The organism is Cytobacillus mangrovibacter, from assembly GCF_042865275.1.
Classification (GTDB): domain Bacteria; phylum Bacillota; class Bacilli; order Bacillales; family Cytobacillaceae; genus Cytobacillus; species Cytobacillus mangrovibacter.
This window is the reverse complement of sequence record NZ_JBIACJ010000016.1, coordinates 1-21118: the sequence shown is the minus strand read 5'-3', so window position 1 is coordinate 21118 and position 21118 is coordinate 1. Positions and strand designations below refer to the sequence as shown.

Genomic DNA, 21118 nt, shown 5'->3' with positions numbered 1-21118 from the left:
GGAAAGGAGGTCAGTCACTTATGTCATTGTTTAACCGATCAGAAAAAAAGCAGCCAGATATAAATAAAGAGGCACAGGGAAGCTATACCACTTATGATAGTCCCTATATTGAAGAATTAATTGAACACTATAAAGCAAGGCTTCTTAGGGAAACCAATCTTGAACAGCTAACAAGTCTCACTCAAGGTGAAATGAGGCTTGCCATTGAACGTTTGATAAGCCAATTTATGACAGAAGAAAAGGTGATTATCTCTAGACGTGATAAGGAAACCTTGCTTACTCGCTTAATTGATGAATCTGTTGGCTTTGGCCCACTTGAGCCTTTGCTTCAAGATGATGAAATTACCGAAATTCTTATTAATGGCCATAATGAAGTCTATATCGAGAAAAAAGGGCAATTACAATTAACAGGTTTACAATTTCGTGATGAAGCACATGTGAGGCATATTATTGACCGAGTAGTTGCTCCATTAGGCAGACGTGTGGATGAGAGTTCCCCAATGGTTGATGCAAGACTCCATGATGGGAGCCGTGTAAATGCAGTCATTCCACCCGTTAGTTTAAATGGAACACTGATTTCCATTCGAAAATTTAGGCCAGACCCGTATCAAATGAGTGATCTCATAGACTTTGGTTCTTTAAATGAGTCGATGGCTCAATTTATTCATGCAGCTGTCTTTGCAAAAATGAGTGTGCTGATCTCAGGTGGTACGGGCAGCGGGAAAACAACATTATTAAATGCACTGGCACGGGCGATACCGAATGGAGAAAGGGTTATAACAATAGAAGATTCTGCTGAGCTGAAGCTTGGCCGTCCGAATGTTGTCGGTATGGAGGCAAGGCCGCCAAACGTAGAAGGAACGGGTGAAATTACGATTAGGCAATTAGTGCGAAACGCCCTTCGAATGAGACCAGACCGGATTATCGTAGGTGAGGTTCGGGGAGCTGAGGCATTTGATATGCTTCAGGCGATGAATACTGGACATGAAGGATCGCTTACAACCGTGCACGCCAACTCTCCACTTGACGCATTAAAACGTGTAGAGGGGATGGTCATAATGGCAGGAATGGATTTGCCTTCAAAGGTTATTAGGGAATACATCGTTGGTGCACTTGACCTTATTGTACAGGGAATGCGTCTGCCAGATGGGCAGAGAAAGCTGATATCCATCTCTGAGATAGTGAAAAAGCCCAGTGGAGAAGCGGAAATTCAAGAGATTTTCAGATTCAAACGTACGGGCATTGATTCTGATGGAAAAGTATTAGGCTATTTTACCCCAACGGGAATTATTCCTAAATGCTTAGATCGATTAAGAGTGTTTGGGGCAAATATTAATGAATCTATTTTTCAGGCAGAAGAAGAGGTGAGGAATAGTGACCATATCTATTCTTTATAGCCTTGCTGTCCTATTCGGTCTCTGGGGTGTTTATAATCTCCTAGGCTTCCGAACCGCAAAAAAAGAGTGGCGAAATAAAGTTGGCAAGTGGTTTGGGAGCAAGAATAATCGGAAAAGCTTTGTACTTATACTAGGTGATAAATTTGACCAAACGAAATTTGGAGAGAAGACGATTCATCAATTAAAGCGTGCAAACATCCATTTAATGGCTTCAGAATTTTATGGCATTCTACTGTTTGGTGCAATTATAACTGCATTTATCTTGAGTAATTTTTTTGGCATTCAATTCCCAGTTAATCTGGTGGTTGCACTTATTTTAATGGAAGTCATTAGACGTGTGCTCTTTCTAATTAGAAAGAATAAATTTCAGGAAAGAATGAATGATCAGCTGCCAGAGATTTGCCGGATTCTTGCTAATTCAACGAGATCTGGAATGACTTTAACACAAGGGATTGGCATTGCTGCACAGGAATTAAACGAACCGGCAAAGGAAGAGTTCCAAAGATTATATGGTGAGCTGCAGCTAGGTGTCGATTTTAATCGTGCTTTAAGAAATTTACAAAAAAGAATTTCTTCGAGAGAGTACCAGCTGTTTATTGCCTCACTGTTAATCCAAAAGCAGGCAGGGGGAAATATGCATGCTGTTTTAGATGAAATGGGGCAGACGCTTGAGGAGAGAAAGCTTCTTCTGCAGGAAATAAAAACAATGACTGCAGAACAAAGGTACGTTGCTTATATTGTCCCTGTTTTGCCTGTATTTTTACTACTGATTATGAACAATGTGGTTGAGGGATTTTTAGATCCGTTGTTTTCAGGAATCGGTATCATTCTCCTTGTATTATTTCTCATTGGCACGTTTTTATCTTTCTTCTTAGTCAAAAAAGTGACCAATATAAGGGTGTAGCTGTATGGATGGAATGATTTTAATCAGTGTCATTATTAGTTTATTTTTATTTGCACTAAGCTTAAAGTTTTTTTACGATTATTTGCTTGAAAAGCAAGCATTGAAACAGCATATTCAAGAAAATGTGATGGTTAACCGTTTCGATCTGAAGAAAGGAAAAACGAGCCGTGAAAGAATGCTGGAAAAAACCTTCTACTATGCAGATGACTTTTCGGCATTGGGAAACCGGATCAATTTTTTTAGCGAATCTCATGATGTAGAGCGATGGCTTATGCAGGCAAGTTACCCATACAATCTAACCGTTGAACGCTTTCAGGGGCTGAAAATATTCATGCTGCTTGTTTGCTTCATCACAGGGGTATTATTAATGATTATTCGTTTTCCTTTTGCCCAGTTTCTCCTTCTCATTTTGCCTTTAGCTGGATATTTTACTGCTATATTCTGGTTAAAGGATAAAGCAAAGAAAAGACAAGATGAACTTGGCTTTGTTCTACCAGACTTTTTAGATACTGTGAGTGTAACCCTTCAAGCTGGACTAGGGCTGGACCAGGCGCTGAGGGATATTATCCCCTATTTTCAGGGTCCGGTAGGTGAAGAGTTTTCTAGATTCAATCAGGAAATAGACTTAGGGGTGCCAAGGGAACAGGCATATAGAAGAATGCTAGAAAGAAATGATAATCAGGCATTCCAATCATTAATCAAGTCATTGATTCAAGGCTCTCGTCTCGGTGTACCAGTAGCAACAACATTCAAAATCCAAGCAAACGAAATGCGCCAAATGAAAAAAGAAAAGGTGAAGGAAATTGCTGCAAAGGCCTCACCGAAGATTACATTAATTACAACATTCATAGTTATGCCAACCGTCATGCTCTTAATTGGTGGACTCCTCATTTTGAATATGTTTACAGGTGAAGATAGTTTGCTAAATATGTTTAAATAAAATGTTTTTTACAAAATGGATAACAGTAGAGTTAGTGAGTTGTCTAGCTCCAGGTGCCTTGGGCTTTTGTTATTTGAAAGGAGGTGAGAAGCGATGCTTAAAAAGCAGTGTATGAAATATTATGTTAAGTACAAGAGCCTTCTTCAAAATGAAAGAGGTGCACAGACATTAGAGTGGGTAGCTGTTGGTGCAGTTGTAGTGACAATTGCTGCGATATTAGGTGCGGCGTTTAAAGACAGCACGGGTATTTCTGATATTGTTACACAAATTTTCACAAAAATTAAAGATAGCTTGTAATCATATTGTTTATAGGTAAGAAGTATGGGGTGGTAATTGAATGTTCAATTGCCACTATCATTTTTTCGAGGAGTGTTTGTTCTTTATGAGGAAAAAAAGTCCTGTGTTAGTCATTCTTCTGCTTGGGTGTATGCTGTTGACAGCTTGCAGTGAAAAACAGACGGAATCTGGTCAACAGCAAGAGCCTAATGAGAAGGAAAAGCAGACACAGCTAGAAGACAAGGATGAAGAAGAACAGGAGACTGTTAACTTACAAGAGCAATTAGCGGAACTCCCTGAACCTTCGATGACCGTAACAGAATTTGTTCATACTGCCCCAGGGCTATTTTCAGGAAAGAGATATGACGATTTGACCTCTGAAGAACAGAATGAAATTGTAAATATCTTAAGGGAATTACCAAAGGTCGGAGATGACCCCTCTGAAGAAGAAATTGAATTATACTGGCGGAAATCACTTTCCCTTTTTCATGAAGATTTCCCTAATCCAGCGAATGTACTCGATCAAGTAGCAATTGAAGCGTTTGGAAGTCCTGACACAGAAGATGAGCGCTACCAATTTAAAGAACAGTTAAATGTTGAGATTATTCTTGATGCGAGCGGGAGTATGGGGAATCTTATCAATGGAAAAACGATGATGGATATGGCAAAAGAATCGATCAAGGAGTTTGCGGATTCTTTACCAGAAGGAGCAAATATAGCCCTTCGAGTATATGGTCATAAAGGTACTGGAGCCAATAAAGATAAAGAGCTCTCTTGTAAAAGTAATGAGCTTATTTATGAAATGCAATCTTATGATCAAAATGTACTGAATAATGCATTAAGTCAAATTAAACCAGCAGGATGGACTCCGCTCGCAAAAGCGATGGAGTTAGCAAAAGATGATTTATCCCAATACAAGAGTGATAAGAACACGAACATCATTTATTTAGTTAGCGACGGGGTTGAAACATGTAATGGGGACCCGGTCAATGAAGCAAAGAAGCTAGCTGATTCGGATATCCAGCCAATCGTCAATGTAATCGGATTTGATTTAGATGCGAAAGGTCAACAACAGCTAAAGGAAGTAGCTGCAGCTGCAAAGGGAATGTACAACAATGCACGAAATCAAGAAGAATTAAAACAAGAGTTACAAAAGGCAAGAATGATTGCAGAGAAGTGGCAGGAATGGAAGAAGGATGCTACTTATACAGTAAAAATGAATAGAAATGATCAATTCCTAAAGAACATCCCATCCTTCAATATTGAATGGAGCGAGGCGAATGGGAATGAAGATATGAATATTCTTCAACCTCTAAGAGTATTGAGAGATGAGGGGCATATAAGCAAGGCTGCATTTCAGCAATTATCTGCTAAATCAAGTGAAAGATTCAGCCAAGCCATTGAACTGGGCGAACAGATTGAATCGGACTTGCGTAACTTAGCTGATCAAAACCTTGAACAGGCGAAAGAAGAGATAAACAAGAAATATGATAGCAATGTGGAATAAATCATTTGCTAGCTGCAGTTTTTCAAATGAGGGGTGGATCTTATGCTCCAGATAAAAGAGAAACTTCGGGATGAAAAAGGCTCGATCACTCTTGAATTTTTAATGGTTATACCATATTATCTTTTCTTCTTCTTGATCTTATGGCAGGCGGTTGCGTCTGGGATAACCATTATGCAGGCGCAGTCAGCTGTTAATGAGGCAGCTAAAATCTATGCAGTAACAGAAAAAGAAGAAGAAGCGAGAAGAGTGGCTGAAAATGCGATTGGGTATAGTGACATCATGACATTTGAAGCCTTTGAGATCCCAGATCATCCTGGAAGTAAAGAGTTTGTTGCAGAGGTTAAATTAAAGCATGGACTTGTCTTTGTTCCAAAGGAGTGGAGAAAGACCGCATCAGTCCCACTTACACATACCGCAACTGGCAGGGTAATTAAATGAAGCAATATATAAAGAATGAACGTGGCAGTGGAGTAATTCTAACTATTTTTAGCTTTGCCATTGTTGGAATCATGCTCATACTCGTTTTGAATATCGCGATGGTCTTTACAAAAAAGGAACAGGCATCCATAGCTGCAGAGCATGCGAGCTTAGCAGCTACAAGTGTTGTATATGAGAAAGTAGATTATGTGATTCAAAGTCATGTGAAAAAAGTAATCATTGGGATAGATGAAAATGGTGTAGAAATACTCGAATTTGAACCTCTCATAGAGAAGGTAACCGATATGGAAAGTGCCATACTTTCGGCTAATGCTAGCCTTTCAAGTAATGAAGCACATATTCAAGCGGTCAACCAAGTTTTATTAAGCGAGATTCCCGATGATGAAGAGCTTCCGGCAAAAATCACTGCAGCATTATATTCCGCCAAATCCTCTATTCCTTACGTTGTGAAGCATATTATAGAGGAGAATTTTGGTAAAGGGACAGATTATGAATGGAACTTTCTTCGTGATGAAAATCGGATTGAAGTAATCGCAAAAACAGAATTCAATGTGATTAACCATAATGGCCTCCAGTTTGGAAGTAATAGTGATATTCCTCAAAAGGGAAAGGGGCCAAGTATTTCATTTGTTGAGTCGTCAGGCTGGTAAAAATAGTAGCTTTTCTTGAGAGGAGGAGTAGAAAGTTTTGATGAGCAAAAGGGGAAAATTGTTTACAAGAAGAATAGCTGCTGGATTCATGGTTGCTTTCATTGTTGTTATAAGTTTTTTGCCTAGTCTGGCCTTTGCGACAGGGAATTTCCAAACCGGAAATTTTAAGCCTGGGACGTTTTCCACCGGAACTTTTAATCCAGGAAATTTCAGCACAGGTAATTTTAATCTTGGAAACTTTAATCCGGGAACTTTCACCCCTGGCGATTTTGTTCCCGGCGAGTTTACACCTGGTCAGTTCACCCCTGGTGAGTTTACACCAGGCGACTACGCACCTGGGGAATTTAGCCCGGGTCAATTCACTCCTGGTGATACATCTCCTGGAAACATAACAGGCGGCGGTCCTTCAACAAACCCTGAAGGAGGGAACGGTGGCTCCTTTCCTCCTTCATCATTTAATCCGCCCTATATAGATCTTCCTGGAAATGTTGAACATCCTAATGGTGATAACAGTAATTTCGACCCGAATAGCTTGAATCCAGGGAATCCAGATTCTAATACTTCACCTAAATTCCCATTTGAAGATGATCCAAATTATAATACAATTAAATTTATTACTGACAGTATGATTTTTCCAGCAATTGAAGGATTAGATAAACATACTCTAGTAGATATTGATTGGGATAAGTATGGGCAAGATTTCCATATGGGGTTATCACAGAGCATCCTGAAAAATCAACTAGAAAACGTTTTTAAAGACGACTCCTTATTAAGTGGTGTAGGAAATCTGGGGTTAGATATTTGGTCAGGAGTAGATCATGCTAAGCATTTAGGTGGCTTTCTCAATTCCTGGACGGATATTAAATCGGCTTGGAATGCAGCCACAACAGGTGGTAGCTTTAGTAGTGCTGCCTCTGGCACAGGTACTTTTTTATCAAATGCTACGAAATCCTTCGATATGGGCACAGGCATTGCGGGCAAAGCTGCCCCATGGATGGCGGCCGTTAGTACGGGAATCTCAGGTGCAGAGACAATCATGAATTTCGCAAACGGGAATAACGTGGATGGCTTTGCTAGTCTAGGTGAAACCTTAATGTCAGGTGCTGTCGTTTTATCTGCAACTGGGGTTGGTGCACCAATAGCCGCAGGGGTTGCAGTCGTTGGAGGTGTACTATGGGCTGGAGCAATGGTCGTTAAGCATAAAGAGACGATTGTGAAAGCTGCGAAGAAAGTGGGTCAAGGCATTAAGAAGGCGGCTAAATTTGTCGGAGATACGGTTAAAGGCGGGATTGATGCAGTAAAATCAGGCTTTAAAAAAGTAGCCGGCTGGTTTGGTTAGAACAAAGGTGAGAAAAGGGCCCCTGAATTAATTGAGGGGCCTTTCTATAGGGGGAGCAAGAATGATTAGAATGCATAATTTACCGGAGCCAATTAAAGCAATATTGAAATCCTATTACAAGGAAAATGAAACCCCAGATGTATTTCCCTCCAAGTTCCATGTTAATAATGAGGTATATTATTACTTTACGTTTGCTCCTGCTGCAGAGCAATTAATTATAAGAGAAAACGGAGTTGTTCCTCCTTTTCATCAAGTACAAAGAGAAGCACTTATTTTCAATAGTTATAATGTTTCCATCGAGACCATTATCAATATCGGGGAAAAGTGGGTTAAATCAGGGAAAAGGGAAAATTACCAAAAGTTAATAGGCATTCTGATGGAGATCGAAGAAAAGTTACATTTGCCATCAGATTTATCAGGGGCCTACAATTCATATAAGATAACTGCTGAGAAGGTGCTTGAATATCAAGTGATAATTAACCAATCCGTTCAAAAAGCAAAAGAGATATGGGATCGGACAAATTCTGAGGAGCTTGCCACAGAGCATGATCAAGTAGAGATGAGAAAATGTATTGTTGAAATGACTCGTGCAGCATATAAACAAAATGAAATTCAATTGAAAACGGAAAAAGAGAGGGAGATAATCTGGTCGTTTGTTTCATCAAAGCGATGGCCGTTGAATTCTGCTGGTTGGGGTATTTATTTTAAGCTCAAGCCGTTTCAAAATAATATGATGAAGAATACACCAGCAAATCTAAAACAAGCAGATGAGCTAGGAAAAATGGTTCTCGGAGATGATCTTCCTCTTGAGCAGCATGAAAATGCAAAAAGCGTGTGGAATAAACTCCGCAACCCAAAATAGGAGGGGGTCAAATGTTAGCATCAATCAAAGATGCCTTCAAGCTTTATAAGGGGAATTTCCTCTATGTTCTGCTTATTGGAATAACAGTTATCCTGCCAATTCAAATGCTTTATACGATCCTAGTTAATTACGTTTCAATGCCATTTTATTATTTTCAAATTCCGCTATGGCCGAGTGCTTTTCAAAGTGTATTTATGCTGATGGCAGTATTTATTATGCTGATCCCACTGATCAGTCTAGTTATTCAGTACACAAGGACGGGGAAAGTTAAGGCAGGCAAGCTTTATCTTGATTTGTTAAAGAATGCTTTTTTTATTTATTTAGTCAGTATCCCATTTTCTATTCTTACAACGGTAGGGCTTCTTTTGTTTATAATTCCAGGCATCATTCTCTTAGTCTTTTTCATGGGAATCCCATTTGTAAAAGTAATAGAAGACGAGTCTTTTAAAGTCGTATTAAAGAAGTCAATCTCATTTGGAAAAGAAAACTTTATCAGCTTATGTGGGCTGCTGCTCTTATTTGCAGCTATTGATTTTATCGGCACTTATCTATTTTCATTTTTAGCGATTGTCTTTTCGGGGCAGATGGCAGTTACAAACTGGACGATGATGGTAGTAAATATGTTCTTACTTCCGCTATTTGTTTTTAGCATTGCTAAGCAATATCTGGACTGGAATGGGGAAGCAGATCTCCTGCATGAAGATGAATATTTTCAACAATTAGAGCAATATCGTTAAGGTTTACTGACGTATGCAAAACATAGACAATTCCTTAAAGAGGAGGGGCGTCATTTATGAAGTTTTCAAGGGTGATTATTTTTATTATAGCTGGGTTATTCATTTTAGCAGGATGCAGTGAAAAAGATAAAGATGCGGCAAGTGATGCAACTACCGAAAGAACAAATAGTGAAGAACAAAAGAAGGAAGAAGATGCGAAGTTTAAACCGGGAACATTCAAACCCGGTACGTTTACACCAGGGGAATTCAAACCTGGCACTTTTAAGCCAGGCACCTTTAAACCTGGTACATTTACACCGGGGAATTTCGATCCAAGTGTAACAGTCTCTGTAGAAGAGGATGAAATTGTCATTGATATTCCCAGTCATTTGCTATTCGATTTTGACAAGAGTACATTAAAAACAGATGTTATTGAAACCCTAGAGCAATTAAGTGAGGACTTAAACGAGTACGAGGGTGCGAATCTATTAATTAATGGACATACAGATAATCAAGGAGAGCCGGAGTATAATCAACGATTGTCAGAAGAGCGGGCGAAAGAAGTACAACACTATTTGGAGAAACTAGTAAATGTAGAAAAGATAAAAATAATAACGAAAGGCTATGGTTCGACAAAGCCAGTTTCGTCGAATGAGACAGAGGCTGGAAAAGAGAAAAATCGCCGTGTTGAGATTATTGTCGAACCGTTAGAAAATAAATAAACACCTAGATACAGTAATTGTAGAGTAGCCTGCCTCTCCCTGAAAGGAATTTCCTTTTCAGGGAATTTTTATTATCGCAGGATTTTAGCAAAAAATATCGAATTAAATAAATATATGATACTAGTTTATTAAAAATCTCTAATGATAATGGCAAGAAATACTAGGAAGATAACAGGAGGGGCTATATGACTCGTGAACATATCCACCCAATGATTGAAAGGGTATTAGAAAATATAGAAAAAGTAATGATTGGCAAGCGAAAGGTAGCAGAATTAAGTATTATTGCCCTGCTTGCTGAGGGACATGTCCTGCTTGAAGATGTACCGGGTGTAGGGAAGACAATGATGGTACGTGCGTTAGCAAAATCTGTAGGGGCAAGCTTCAGAAGAATTCAGTTCACACCGGATTTGCTGCCATCAGATGTAACAGGTGTTTCCATTTATAATCCAAAGGAAATGGAATTTCAATTTAGACCTGGCCCGATTATGGGGAATATTATTTTGGCTGATGAGATAAACCGTACTTCACCGAAAACTCAATCAGCCCTGCTTGAAGGGATGGAAGAAAGCAGTGTAACCATTGACGGTGTCACGCATCGTCTTGAAAAACCCTTTTTCGTTATGGCTACACAGAATCCGATTGAATATGAGGGAACTTATCCACTACCAGAAGCACAGTTAGATCGCTTTTTACTGAAAATGAAAATGGGCTATCCAGATATGGCGGATGAAATGGAAGTATTGAACCGAGCACAGCGAGTGAAGCCAATTGATGAACTGGAGCCGGTAATTGATCTAGAGGAACTGAGAGATCTGCAGGACCAGATTAAAGAAGTGCATGTAGATGAGACAATTAAGCGCTATATTGTTGAACTGGCCACTCGGACGAGATCACATTCAAGCGTTTATCTTGGGGTTAGCCCTAGGGGATCGATTGCTTTAATGAAAGCGGCTCAAGTCTATGCGTTTATGTACGGAAGGGATTATGTCCTTCCCGATGATATTCAGTATTTGGCTCCAGCTGTTTTTTCCCATCGTATCATTTTGAAATCTGAGGCGAAATTTGAAGGAATTAGAGCGGAAGAAGTGGTGGATCGAGTCGTTTCTACCGTTCCAGTTCCCGTTCGAAGGTTAGTGAAGTAAATGAATCAACTATTTTCTACAACAAAAAAGGTATGGAAATTAATTGTCTTATTTTTCCTTATCGTGATTACCTTTTCTTATGCGATGTTTCAAGGCGGGTTTGTAAGCTGGTTTTTATTTTATAGTTTTCTGCCTTTTGCGTTATACGCACTTTTCCTATCCTTTTATCCGATGAATTTTGTTGAGGTAAAGCGAACGTTTCTTAAGAGCGAATATAATGCCGGAGAACCATTAAAGGTGACGATTGTGATCAGAAGGAAAACAGCGTTCCCGTTATTTTTTTTAGTCATGGAGGATTGTGTAAACGGCAAGCTCATCTTTTCACAGCAAAGAAATGGATCAAAGGCACTTGTCGTTCCTGGTTTTCAAAAGGAAATTACTTGGGAATATCAAGTGGATAAATTACCAAGGGGGGAGCATTTTCTTCAATCCATACGGGTAAAGACTGGAGATCTGCTTGGATTAATTGAAAAAGAAAAGCAAATCCAAATAGAGGACAGAATCATTGTTTACCCATCTTATGAGGAATTAATTTATAAGACGATGGAAAATCAATATGATCAGGGAATGACGGCTTCAAGAGAGCGTGTACAAAGGGATACTTCTATGGCAATTGGTATTAGAGAATATCAGCCTGGCGACCGCTTTTCTTGGATTAACTGGAAAGCGACTGCGAAGCGCAATGATATTATGACGAAGGAATTTGAACAGAGGCAGTCACATGATGTGTATATTCTGATGGATTGTTCCCCAGACAGTCGCTTTGAAGCCGTTGTATCCTTCTCAGCCTCCATTATTAAAGCCATTCTCTTAAAGGGAGCCCATGTCGGCTTTCTTTCCTCAGCGGCAGAGCGAACTGCCTTTCCGATTAGGGGAGGAGAAAGTCAGCAGCAGCAGCTTTTTTATCACCTTGCAAAGGTGAAGGATAACAGCTCTGTATCGTTTGACCGGGTGCTTGAGGTTGAAAACACACATCTAATGCAAAGTAATAATCTGATGCTAATAACAGCAAAGCTTACTAGAATTTTAATAGAAAAGGCAGGAAGGTTTACTTCGAAGAATGGGGCTGTAACGATATTCCTTCTAAAAAATGAGAAGGAATCACTCTCACAGAGTGAGCTTACACTTAAGGCTGCTGCAAATGCGAGAGGAGTACGTGTCGTTTTGGTACATGATGGCCACTTTTCTGCTGTATTTTCGGAGGTGGCTCGAAGATGACATCAAGAAAGGGAAAAAAAGATTTAACCACTTTTTTTATGTATGTGTTTGGCTTTTTTCTTCTTTGGGAGTGGTTAAGACCGCTTGAAGAATTGACAGACACATCGAATATTTCGGTGTTTCTCATATTTATTCTCATCTCACTTTTATTGTCATTCATGAGAGTACCACTTCTGTTGAGCGGATTGATTAAGTGTGTGTATATCGTATCTGCCCTACACTATCTATATGTAGAAGAGTCCTTTTTTCAATTGAAATGGGTACCTCCTTTTATAAAGGATTTTATCGAGAATTTTCAAGTTCTTTTTGCAAGGGATTGGCCCAATTTAAGCAATCCTTTCAGAAGTTTTCTGTTATTTGTCCTGCTTGGGCTGATGACTTATTTAATTCAATATTGGCTAATTAATCGAAAACAGATGTTTATCTTCTTTTTCATGACTTTAATCTATATTACAGTATTAGATACGTTTACTACTTATGAGGCAGGATGGGCAATTGTTCGAACGGTTATTTCGGGCTTTGCTGTATTAGGTATGCTGACCCTCTACCGACTCCTTGATAAAGAGGCCATTAGCAAAGAGACGATTCGTATGAGAAAGTGGATGCTCCCTCTTATCGCAATGATTGCTCTAAGCGTTGGCTTCGGACTTGCTTCCCCGAAAGCAGAACCTATTTGGCCTGACCCCGTGCCATATCTTAAATCGTATGGGAAAGATAGTGGGAGTGGTGGAAGTGGGGTCCAAAAAGTTGGCTATGGATTGGATGACTCCAAACTAGGCGGACCTTTTGTTGGAGATAATCAGCTAGTATTCAGTGTGGAGGCTGAGTCACGCCATTATTGGAAAGTAGAGTCTAAGGATATATATACAGGAAAAGGGTGGGATACATCTAGTTCCCGGGAAGAAAGAGTCATGTTTGGATATGGTGAAGACGTACCGATCCACTCCTTTAACAATAGTCAGATTGCAGAAATGGCGGAGGAGTCAAGCACCGTCTTTGCTGTGGGGAATTATTCACATTTGGTGTATCCACTTGGCATTAAGCAAATCGATGCATCCCCCTTGTATTCTTTTGAAATGGAGATTGCAACAGAAAAAATCCATTCCTTAGAAGGGAATATTCCTATTCCTGTAAATCAATATACACTTTTATATGATATTCCGAAATATAGTGTAACCGCACTTATGGATGCCAGTTCAGATGATAAAATTGCAGCAAATGGTGAGTTTATCAGTAAGTTTACCCAGATTCCAGAGAATTTGCCTCCAAGGATTCGTGAACTGGCGGAAGAAGTTACCAAGGGGAAGAACTCCTGGTTTGAGAAAGTAAGGGAACTGGAAGGCTATTTTAGAAAAGCGGGATTCACGTATGATCAGAAGGATGTTGCTGTCCCAGATCAAGATGATGATTATGTTGACCAGTTTTTATTTGATACAAAACGAGGATATTGCGACAATTTCTCCACTTCGATGGCGGTTATGGCAAGGTCGATTGGAATTCCAGCGAGATGGGTGAAGGGCTATACTGAAGGGGAATATAAAGGTCTTAGTGAATCGGGTCGCAGGATTTTTGAGGTAACAAATAATAACGCTCATTCATGGGTCGAAGTTTATTTTCCTGGTATTGGCTGGGTGCCATTTGAGCCTACACAGGGTTTCTCGAATAGTGCACAATTTAATTTTGACACAGCTTCACAAAATACTAATCAGCCTGAAGTGGAAACGCCAGAAAATGAAGAAAAGGAAAAGCTAAAATTAACAGAGGAAAATGAAAAGCAAGCTCCTGCCTTTTCTCTTAAAACATTTATTGAGCCAATCAAAAATGCATTAAAAGAATACTGGAAACTGGCAGTGTTCGCTATTTTAGCACTGGCCATGCTTACTTTCATTATTTATCGTATCCGTGGAAGGTGGCTTCCATATTATTTAGCCTGGAGATTTAAGTGGACAAGAAAAGATGAGAATTTCTCGAAAGCGTATTTAATTCTATTAAGAGAATTAGATCGCTATGGCTTGCAGCGTAAGGATGGACAGACGCTTAGGGATTACGCGGATTATGTTGATCGCTTCTTCTCTTCAAAAGAAATGGGCCGTTTAACTGCTCGTTATGAACATCTCATCTACAAAGGAAAACTTAAAGAAGGAAGCTGGAAAGAGACGAAGGAATTGTGGGAAAATTTAATTAAAAAGACAATCGCTTGACCAAAAAAATAACCTGTTGATACAATAGGTTTATTAGAAAAGCGCAAGTGCCTTGGTCATCGCCGTACAAACTGGAAGGGCTCTTCCTTTCGATAAAGGAAACACGGTGAGAGCTAGCGAACCGATGTTGACGCAATCGTTGCGGAGGAGACCTGAAGTTTGATAGGCGATAGGCACTGGAGCTAGACAATTCTCTATAAAAAAATTAAATGAATCCTTCATATATCCTCGATAATATGGATCGAAAGTTTCTACCAGATCACCGTAAATGATTTGACTATGAAGGCAGATAATTCTATTTGCCATTTCTTTAGGAAACCAGAATTCTGCCTTCGCTATTTATTACGAGGGAAGAATTCTGGTTTTTTTTATGTAAAACAAACTAGTATCTGAGATATTATTTTGGCAAAAGAGAACAATAAAGATAGGGTAAAAGAATTTAATTAACATAATGAGGTGAACCGTGTGACGGGGAAAGCAGAATGGAACAATCAAGAAATGATTATCGTATTGGACTTTGGAAGCCAATATAATCAGTTAATTACACGCAGAATTAGAGAGTTTGGTGTGTACAGTGAATTACATCCCCACACCATTACAGCTGAAGAAATTAAACAGTTGAATCCAAAGGGAATTATCTTTTCCGGTGGACCTAACAGTGTGTATGGAGAAGGTGCTTTCCATTGTGATGAGAAAATCTTTGACCTTGGTTTACCGATCTTTGGAATCTGTTATGGCATGCAGTTAATGACGATGCATTTTGGCGGGAAGGTAGAAAAGGCAAAGCATCGTGAGTATGGGAAAGCTTTATTAAAGCTTGAAAATCAATCAAAGCTATTTGCGGATCTGCCTGATGAACAAACCGTTTGGATGAGTCATGGCGATCTTGTCGTGGAAGCACCTCAAGGATTTACAATTGATGGCACAAATCCATCATGCCCAATTGCAGCAATGAGTAATGAAGAACGCGGCTTATATGCTGTTCAATTCCATCCAGAAGTTCTTCACTCTGTTTACGGCAACGACATTTTGAAGAATTTTGTATTTGGCGTATGTGAGTGTAAAGGCGACTGGTCGATGGGGAACTTCATTGAAGTAGAAATGGAAAAAATCCGTCAATTAGTTGGAGATAAAAAAGTGCTTTGTGCTTTGAGTGGTGGAGTGGACTCTTCTGTTGTGGCAGTTCTTATCCATAAAGCAATCGGTGATCAGCTTACATGTATTTTTGTCGATCATGGCCTTCTTCGTAAAGGGGAAGCAGATAGTGTGATGAAGACATTTGCAGACGGTTTCCATATGAATGTAATCAAAGTGGATGCCCAAGACCGTTTCCTTAGCAAACTTAAAGGTGTGGCAGATCCTGAGCAAAAGCGCAAAATTATCGGTAATGAATTTATTTATGTATTTGATGATGAAGCGACAAAGCTTGAAGGAATTGAGTATTTAGCGCAAGGAACACTTTATACGGATATTATTGAAAGTGGGACAGCAACGGCGCAGACAATCAAGTCCCATCATAATGTTGGCGGTCTCCCTGAGGATATGCAATTTAAACTAATTGAACCATTAAACACGTTATTTAAAGATGAAGTACGTGCTGTAGGTACAGAACTTGGCATTCCAGATGAAATTGTGTGGAGACAGCCATTCCCAGGCCCAGGCCTTGGTATTCGAGTTCTAGGCGAAATTTCAGAGGAAAAACTAGAAATCGTACGTGAATCAGATTATATTCTCCGCGAGGAAATCAAAAAGGCTGGCCTAGATCGTGATATATGGCAGTACTTTACAGTGCTTCCTGACATCCGCAGTGTAGGAGTAATGGGAGATGCCCGGACATATGACTATACTATTGGCATCCGTGCAGTTACCTCTATTGATGGCATGACATCTGACTGGGCAAGGATCCCTTGGGATGTGCTTGAGGTTATTTCAACAAGGATCGTAAATGAAGTAAACCATATCAACCGTGTAGTCTATGACATTACAAGCAAGCCACCAGCAACAATTGAGTGGGAATAAGAAAAGCGAAAGCGGCTTGGTCAGCCCCGACAAGCATAAGACAAGCCAGCGAAAAGGTTGTTCTTTAACCTTTTTGATGGATTGGATTATGACCTCGAGGGGCTAGGCGCTGTAGCTAGACAATAAGAAAAGCGAAAGCGGCTTGGTCAGCGAATTATAAAATTCAAAGCGGCTCAATTGCTTGAATGAACATAAATACGAACGATTAAAAAAACGGACATGTAAATGTTCGTTTTTTTATTGACGAACTCTTATAGGGCTGATAGAATAAAAGAGAATTAAATATTGTCGTAATACGTCGTATAATCTGGGGAATATGGCCCAAAAGTTTCTACCGAGCTACCGTAAATAGCTTGACTACGAGGTAAATGTAATTAATAGGTATATCCTTATTTAGGTTTCCGTTTAATTGCATAAACCCTGTTGTCAACGCTCCGGTATCTTTAAACCGCAGCGTTTTTTTAATGCTTCTTTCTGTTAATGATCTGCTGTATCTTTACAATTATTTTTTGAAAATTCTTTCTTTTTAGGAGAATTAGACTGCTATTAATTGATAATCAGCAATATACTTTAACGAAAGTCTTTAAAAGAAAAACAAATAGACAATTGAGGGGGAAGAAAAAGTGAAGAAGTACTTCCAGTTTGAAGAGCTAGGTACAAATTACCGCCGTGAAATAATCGGTGGCCTAACAACATTCTTAGCTATGGCCTATATTTTAGTAGTTAATCCTATAACATTATCGTTAATGGACATCCCGGATTTACCAGATTCGATGAGAATGGATTATGGAGCTGTTTTTGTGGCAACTGCTGTTGCGGCTGCTATAGGTTCATTACTAATGGGAATATTAGCGAAATATCCAGTTGCTCTTGCACCAGGGATGGGATTAAATGCCTTTTTTGCTTATACAGTTGTGTTAACAATGGGCATTCCATGGCAGCATGCTTTAGGTGGGGTATTAATTTCAGGTGTTATTTTTATTATCTTATCACTTTCAGGATTGCGTGAAAAAATTATTAATTCTATTCCTGCTGAATTAAAATACGCAGTTAGTGCAGGTATTGGACTCTTTATCACATTTGTAGGTGCTCAAAGTGCTGGGCTTATTGTAAATAATGATGCCGTTTTAGTAGGGCTAGGTGACTTTTCAGATGGAAATGTATTACTAGCCATTTTCGGAATTATAATTACTGTTATTTTAATGACAAAAGGGGTTAAAGGTGGAATCTTCATTGGAATGGTCATCACATCAGTTACCGGAATGATTTTTGGGTTAATTGATATTCCAGAAAAGATTGTTGATTCTGTTCCAAGTGTGGCGCCTACCTTTGGAGCTGCATTTCAAGCATTTGGAGATAGTACTTTCTTTACGACAAATATGCTAGTTGTTGTATTGACCTTCCTTTTTGTTGATTTCTTTGATACAGCAGGGACTTTAGTTGGTGTTGCGAATCAGGCTGGTTTAATGAAAGAAAATAAATTGCCTCGTGCTGGAAAAGCACTATTGGCTGATTCAACTGCAACAGTTGTTGGTGCTATTTTTGGAACTTCAACAACAACTTCTTATATTGAATCATCGTCTGGAGTTGCGGCTGGTGCGAGAACGGGCTTTGCTTCCGTTATAACAGCAGGACTTTTCTTGTTAGCTCTATTTTTCTTCCCAGTCTTAGAAGTTATTACATCAGCAGTTACGGCACCAGCTCTAATTATTGTGGGAGTATTGATGGTAGCTTCTTTAGGTAAAATTGACTGGACGAAATTTGAAATTGCAGTTCCGGCATTTTTAACGATTGTCATGATGCCGTTAACGTATAGTATTGCTACAGGGATTGCGATTGGATTTATCTTTTATCCAATCACAATGATAATCAAAGGACGTTCAAAAGAAATTCATCCAATTATGTATTTCTTGTTTGTTGTCTTCGTTCTATACTTTATATTCTTAAAATAATTATGTATTGGAGATTCGTACTAACGAGTCTCCTTTTTTGATCCAATGACTAATGTATAAGCGATGAAAGTAAATGATTAGAAGACTTTTGGGGAAGATACCCATATAGTCTTCTTTTTTTGTTTCTTCGTGAAATAGAGGTTGAATAGTTTTGCTTATATTTAGGAGGTTTAATTATGTTTAAAAAAGCTTTTGGTGTTTTGCAAAAGGTAGGAAAAGCGTTGATGCTTCCAGTAGCCCTTTTGCCGGCAGCGGGTATATTACTTGCGCTAGGAGCAGCGCTAAAAAATCCAGCATTGCTTGATTTAGCACCATTTTTAGATAATAGCAGTGTGAATATGGTTGCTTCTATTATGCAGAATGCTGGAGATATAGTCTTCGGAAATCTCCCAGTGCTTTTTGCTGTAGGGGTAGCAGTGGGTTTGGCTGGTGGTGATGGTGTAGCAGGTCTTGCTGCCATAATCGGCTACTTAATTATGAATGTAACAATGGGAACTGCAGCTGGGATTACAGCAGAAGATGTAAATGGGCTTAATTATGCGAATGTCTTGGGGGTCCCAACACTTCAAACAGGTGTGTTTGGGGGGATAATTGTAGGGATCATTGCTGCAGCACTTTATAATAAATTTTATGAAATCGAATTGCCTTCTTATTTAGGATTTTTTGCTGGTAAAAGATTTGTTCCTATTATTACAGCAGGGGCGGCTGTGTTACTTGGATTATTAATGCTTGTTATTTGGCCGCCGATACAAACTGGCTTGAATGCATTCTCTCAGAATATGGTGCATGCTAATTTAACTTTATCAGCATTTATTTTTGGGGTTATAGAGCGGTCGCTTATTCCTTTTGGACTGCATCATATATTCTATTCTCCATTTTGGTATGAGTTTGGAGAATATGTAACAAAAGCTGGTGAATTGGTTCGTGGTGACCAAAAAATATTTATGAAACAAATTACAGACAATGTTCAAAATCTAACAGCTGGTACATTTATGACAGGGAAGTTCCCGTTCATGATGTTTGGCTTACCTGCAGCAGCGTTGGCTATTTATCATGAAGCACGTCCGGAGAAGAAGGTTGTTGTTGGCGGGCTCATGGCATCAGCGGCATTAACTTCGTTTTTGACTGGAATCACAGAGCCACTTGAATTTTCCTTCTTATTTGTCGCTCCTGTCTTATTTGGAATTCATGCTATTTTTGCAGGGCTGTCATTCATGACAATGCATTTGCTAAATGTGAAAATTGGAATGACCTTTTCTGGAGGACTCATTGACTATATTCTGTTTGGATTAATTAATCCACAGACAAATGCTTGGATCGTCATACCAGTTGGATTAGTCTTTGCTGTTATATACTATTTTGGCTTTCGTTTTGCTATAAGGAAATTCAATTTGAAAACACCTGGACGTGAGGAAGAAACTGAAGAAGAAGTCTCTAGTACTGGCAAAGGTGGAGATTTGCCTTATGAGGTTCTCGAAGCAATGGGTGGAAAAGAAAATATTTCACACCTAGATGCGTGTATTACACGATTGAGGGTTTCTGTGAATAATAGTAAAAATGTGGATAAAGGCCGTCTCAAAAAGCTTGGAGCTGCAGGGGTATTAGAAGTTGGAAACAATATTCAAGCCATTTTTGGACCAAGGTCTGAAATTATCAAAGGCCAAATGAAAGATATTATAGATGGGAAAAGACCACGTGTAGTTGAAAAGGCACCGGAAGGCGGTGTGGAGCAGCAAATAGAGGAAATAAATCCTGAGGCTCTTCAAGCTGAGTATAGTGAAGATGTATTTATTTCACCGATTAAAGGTGAAATGAAACCGATCACTGAAGTTCCTGATGCCGTATTTTCTGGAAAAATGATGGGGGATGGCTTCGCGATCATTCCAGCTGAAGGAACAATCGTATCCCCTGTCAATGGGAAGATTGTTAATCTATTCCCGACTAAACATGCAATTGGTATTATTTCTGACTCAGGACGTGAAATTTTGATACATGTTGGAATTGATACAGTTAAATTAAAGGGAGAGGGATTTGAAACTTTTATTGCTGAAAATGATCGAGTGGAAGCAGGGCAGCTGCTGTTAAAGGTAGATCTTGATTTTATAAAGGAAAATGCTCCTTCTATTATAACACCTATTGTTTTCACTAATTTGGAGGAAGGGGAATCTGTTTTTATGAATAAATCCGGTATGGTCGATATTAAGGAAAAACAAATTATTTCAATAACAAAACACTGAATATATTCTATAGAAGAAACTAGTCTTTTTTAACGAGGCTAGTTTCTTTAATTTGGATGAACGGACGTACTTTATTTCGTTTGTATTTGTTTTATTATGAGGGGCAGCAAATACAACGATTTTATGGGATTGAAAAACTATTGAAGAAAAATAAAGTTTTTATTGACGAATGGATCATTAAGATGTTAGTATATAAAAACAGTCGCGAACAAGTTAACGACATTTTGTAAGTGAAAAAAGTAGTTGACAGTGTGATTGAGAAATGATATATTAATAAAGTTGCTTCTGAGCGACGAAATAAAATAATTAAATTGCTCTTTGAAAACTGAACGAACAAAAACGTCAACGTTTTAAATTTTTATTTATGAGCTAATCAACTCTTTATTGGAGAGTTTGATCCTGGCTCAGGACGAACGCTGGCGGCGTGCCTAATACATGCAAGTCGAGCGAATCTGAGGGAGCTTGCTCCCAAAGATTAGCGGCGGACGGGTGAGTAACACGTGGGCAACCTGCCTGTAAGACTGGGATAACTTCGGGAAACCGGAGCTAATACCGGATAATTCTTTTCCTCTCATGAGGGAAAGCTGAAAGATGGCTT

Annotated in this window: 17 protein-coding genes, 1 rRNA gene and 2 riboswitches; all 18 genes read left to right on the top strand. The window is 39.1% G+C overall.

Going from position 1 to position 21118, the window contains the following annotated elements; all coding sequences use genetic code 11:
- Nucleotides 1-20 precede the first annotated feature (20 nt).
- Nucleotides 21-1397 (top strand): CpaF family protein, encoded by a 1377-nt coding sequence (locus ACFYKT_RS19720; RefSeq protein ID WP_389223042.1) that lies wholly within the window; start codon nt 21-23, stop codon nt 1395-1397.
- Nucleotides 1375-2301 carry a type II secretion system F family protein gene (locus ACFYKT_RS19715; protein WP_389223039.1) on the top strand — a complete coding sequence of 309 codons (927 nt, stop codon included), beginning with the start codon at nt 1375-1377 and terminating at the stop codon, nt 2299-2301. The genes ACFYKT_RS19720 and ACFYKT_RS19715 overlap by 23 nt, the downstream gene beginning before the upstream one ends.
- 4 nt (nt 2302-2305) lie before the next feature.
- On the top strand, nt 2306-3241 hold the full coding sequence (locus ACFYKT_RS19710; protein WP_389223036.1) for a type II secretion system F family protein: 936 nt from the start codon (nt 2306-2308) through the stop codon (nt 3239-3241).
- A gap of 93 nt (nt 3242-3334) precedes the next feature.
- Entirely contained in the window at nt 3335-3538 is a 204-nt protein-coding gene (locus ACFYKT_RS19705; RefSeq protein WP_389223033.1) for a hypothetical protein, read from the top strand.
- Nucleotides 3539-3623: 85 nt separating this feature from the next.
- A complete protein-coding gene (locus ACFYKT_RS19700) occupies nt 3624-5024 on the top strand; it encodes a VWA domain-containing protein (protein WP_389223030.1) in 1401 nt (466 codons plus the stop codon).
- Nucleotides 5025-5066: 42 nt separating this feature from the next.
- Nucleotides 5067-5462: a TadE/TadG family type IV pilus assembly protein gene (locus tag ACFYKT_RS19695; protein ID WP_389223028.1), complete on the top strand. Its 396-nt coding sequence runs from the start codon at nt 5067-5069 to the stop codon at nt 5460-5462.
- Nucleotides 5459-6112, top strand: a complete 654-nt coding sequence (locus ACFYKT_RS19690; RefSeq protein ID WP_389223025.1) for a pilus assembly protein TadG-related protein — start codon at nt 5459-5461, stop codon at nt 6110-6112. The genes ACFYKT_RS19695 and ACFYKT_RS19690 overlap by 4 nt, the downstream gene beginning before the upstream one ends.
- Before the next feature lie 37 nt (nt 6113-6149).
- A complete protein-coding gene (locus tag ACFYKT_RS19685; RefSeq protein WP_389223022.1) occupies nt 6150-7451 on the top strand; it encodes a hypothetical protein in 1302 nt (433 codons plus the stop codon).
- Nucleotides 7452-7512: 61 nt separating this feature from the next.
- On the top strand, nt 7513-8313 hold the full coding sequence (locus tag ACFYKT_RS19680; protein WP_389223019.1) for a hypothetical protein: 801 nt from the start codon (nt 7513-7515) through the stop codon (nt 8311-8313).
- Between the two features lie 11 nt (nt 8314-8324).
- Nucleotides 8325-9050, top strand: coding sequence for a hypothetical protein (locus tag ACFYKT_RS19675; RefSeq protein ID WP_389223016.1), 726 nt, complete (start codon nt 8325-8327; stop codon nt 9048-9050).
- 56 nt (nt 9051-9106) lie between these two features.
- Complete coding sequence (locus ACFYKT_RS19670; protein WP_389223013.1) at nt 9107-9751, top strand: OmpA family protein; 645 nt, start codon at nt 9107-9109, stop codon at nt 9749-9751.
- Between the two features lie 185 nt (nt 9752-9936).
- The gene (locus ACFYKT_RS19665) at nt 9937-10893 is read left to right on the top strand and encodes an AAA family ATPase (RefSeq protein ID WP_389223010.1); all 957 of its coding nucleotides are present in this window, start codon (nt 9937-9939) and stop codon (nt 10891-10893) included.
- A complete protein-coding gene (locus ACFYKT_RS19660; RefSeq protein WP_389223007.1) occupies nt 10894-12111 on the top strand; it encodes a DUF58 domain-containing protein in 1218 nt (405 codons plus the stop codon).
- On the top strand, nt 12108-14312 hold the full coding sequence (locus tag ACFYKT_RS19655; protein ID WP_389223004.1) for a DUF4129 domain-containing transglutaminase family protein: 2205 nt from the start codon (nt 12108-12110) through the stop codon (nt 14310-14312). Before ACFYKT_RS19660 ends, ACFYKT_RS19655 begins: the two co-directional genes overlap by 4 nt.
- Nucleotides 14313-14510: 198 nt before the next feature.
- Nucleotides 14511-14612: riboswitch (purine riboswitch) on the top strand.
- Nucleotides 14613-14777: 165 nt separating this feature from the next.
- A complete protein-coding gene (gene guaA, locus ACFYKT_RS19650) occupies nt 14778-16331 on the top strand; it encodes a glutamine-hydrolyzing GMP synthase (protein ID WP_389223001.1) in 1554 nt (517 codons plus the stop codon).
- 278 nt (nt 16332-16609) lie between these two features.
- A riboswitch (purine riboswitch) is annotated at nt 16610-16711 on the top strand.
- Between the two features lie 243 nt (nt 16712-16954).
- On the top strand, nt 16955-18283 hold the full coding sequence (locus ACFYKT_RS19645) for an NCS2 family permease (RefSeq protein WP_389222998.1): 1329 nt from the start codon (nt 16955-16957) through the stop codon (nt 18281-18283).
- Between the two features lie 176 nt (nt 18284-18459).
- The gene (ptsG, locus tag ACFYKT_RS19640) at nt 18460-20520 is read left to right on the top strand and encodes a glucose-specific PTS transporter subunit IIBC (protein ID WP_389222995.1); all 2061 of its coding nucleotides are present in this window, start codon (nt 18460-18462) and stop codon (nt 20518-20520) included.
- 381 nt (nt 20521-20901) lie between these two features.
- A 16S ribosomal RNA gene (locus ACFYKT_RS19635) occupies nt 20902-21118 on the top strand; the annotation flags it as partial.

What these genes read in the sequence shown, in the direction of transcription:
- ACFYKT_RS19675 (WP_389223016.1), top strand. Translation starts at nt 8,325, where the DNA reads ATGTTAGCATCAATCAAAGATGCCTTCAAGCTTTATAAGGGGAATTTC.
- ACFYKT_RS19670 (WP_389223013.1), top strand. Translation starts at nt 9,107, where the DNA reads ATGAAGTTTTCAAGGGTGATTATTTTTATTATAGCTGGGTTATTCATT.
- ACFYKT_RS19660 (WP_389223007.1), top strand. Translation starts at nt 10,894, where the DNA reads ATGAATCAACTATTTTCTACAACAAAAAAGGTATGGAAATTAATTGTC.
- ptsG (WP_389222995.1), top strand. Translation starts at nt 18,460, where the DNA reads ATGTTTAAAAAAGCTTTTGGTGTTTTGCAAAAGGTAGGAAAAGCGTTG.
- ACFYKT_RS19690 (WP_389223025.1), top strand. Translation starts at nt 5,459, where the DNA reads ATGAAGCAATATATAAAGAATGAACGTGGCAGTGGAGTAATTCTAACT.
- ACFYKT_RS19695 (WP_389223028.1), top strand. Translation starts at nt 5,067, where the DNA reads ATGCTCCAGATAAAAGAGAAACTTCGGGATGAAAAAGGCTCGATCACT.
- ACFYKT_RS19680 (WP_389223019.1), top strand. Translation starts at nt 7,513, where the DNA reads ATGATTAGAATGCATAATTTACCGGAGCCAATTAAAGCAATATTGAAA.
- ACFYKT_RS19700 (WP_389223030.1), top strand. Translation starts at nt 3,624, where the DNA reads ATGAGGAAAAAAAGTCCTGTGTTAGTCATTCTTCTGCTTGGGTGTATG.
- ACFYKT_RS19665 (WP_389223010.1), top strand. Translation starts at nt 9,937, where the DNA reads ATGACTCGTGAACATATCCACCCAATGATTGAAAGGGTATTAGAAAAT.
- ACFYKT_RS19655 (WP_389223004.1), top strand. Translation starts at nt 12,108, where the DNA reads ATGACATCAAGAAAGGGAAAAAAAGATTTAACCACTTTTTTTATGTAT.
- ACFYKT_RS19720 (WP_389223042.1), top strand. Translation starts at nt 21, where the DNA reads ATGTCATTGTTTAACCGATCAGAAAAAAAGCAGCCAGATATAAATAAA.
- ACFYKT_RS19705 (WP_389223033.1), top strand. Translation starts at nt 3,335, where the DNA reads ATGCTTAAAAAGCAGTGTATGAAATATTATGTTAAGTACAAGAGCCTT.
- ACFYKT_RS19710 (WP_389223036.1), top strand. Translation starts at nt 2,306, where the DNA reads ATGGATGGAATGATTTTAATCAGTGTCATTATTAGTTTATTTTTATTT.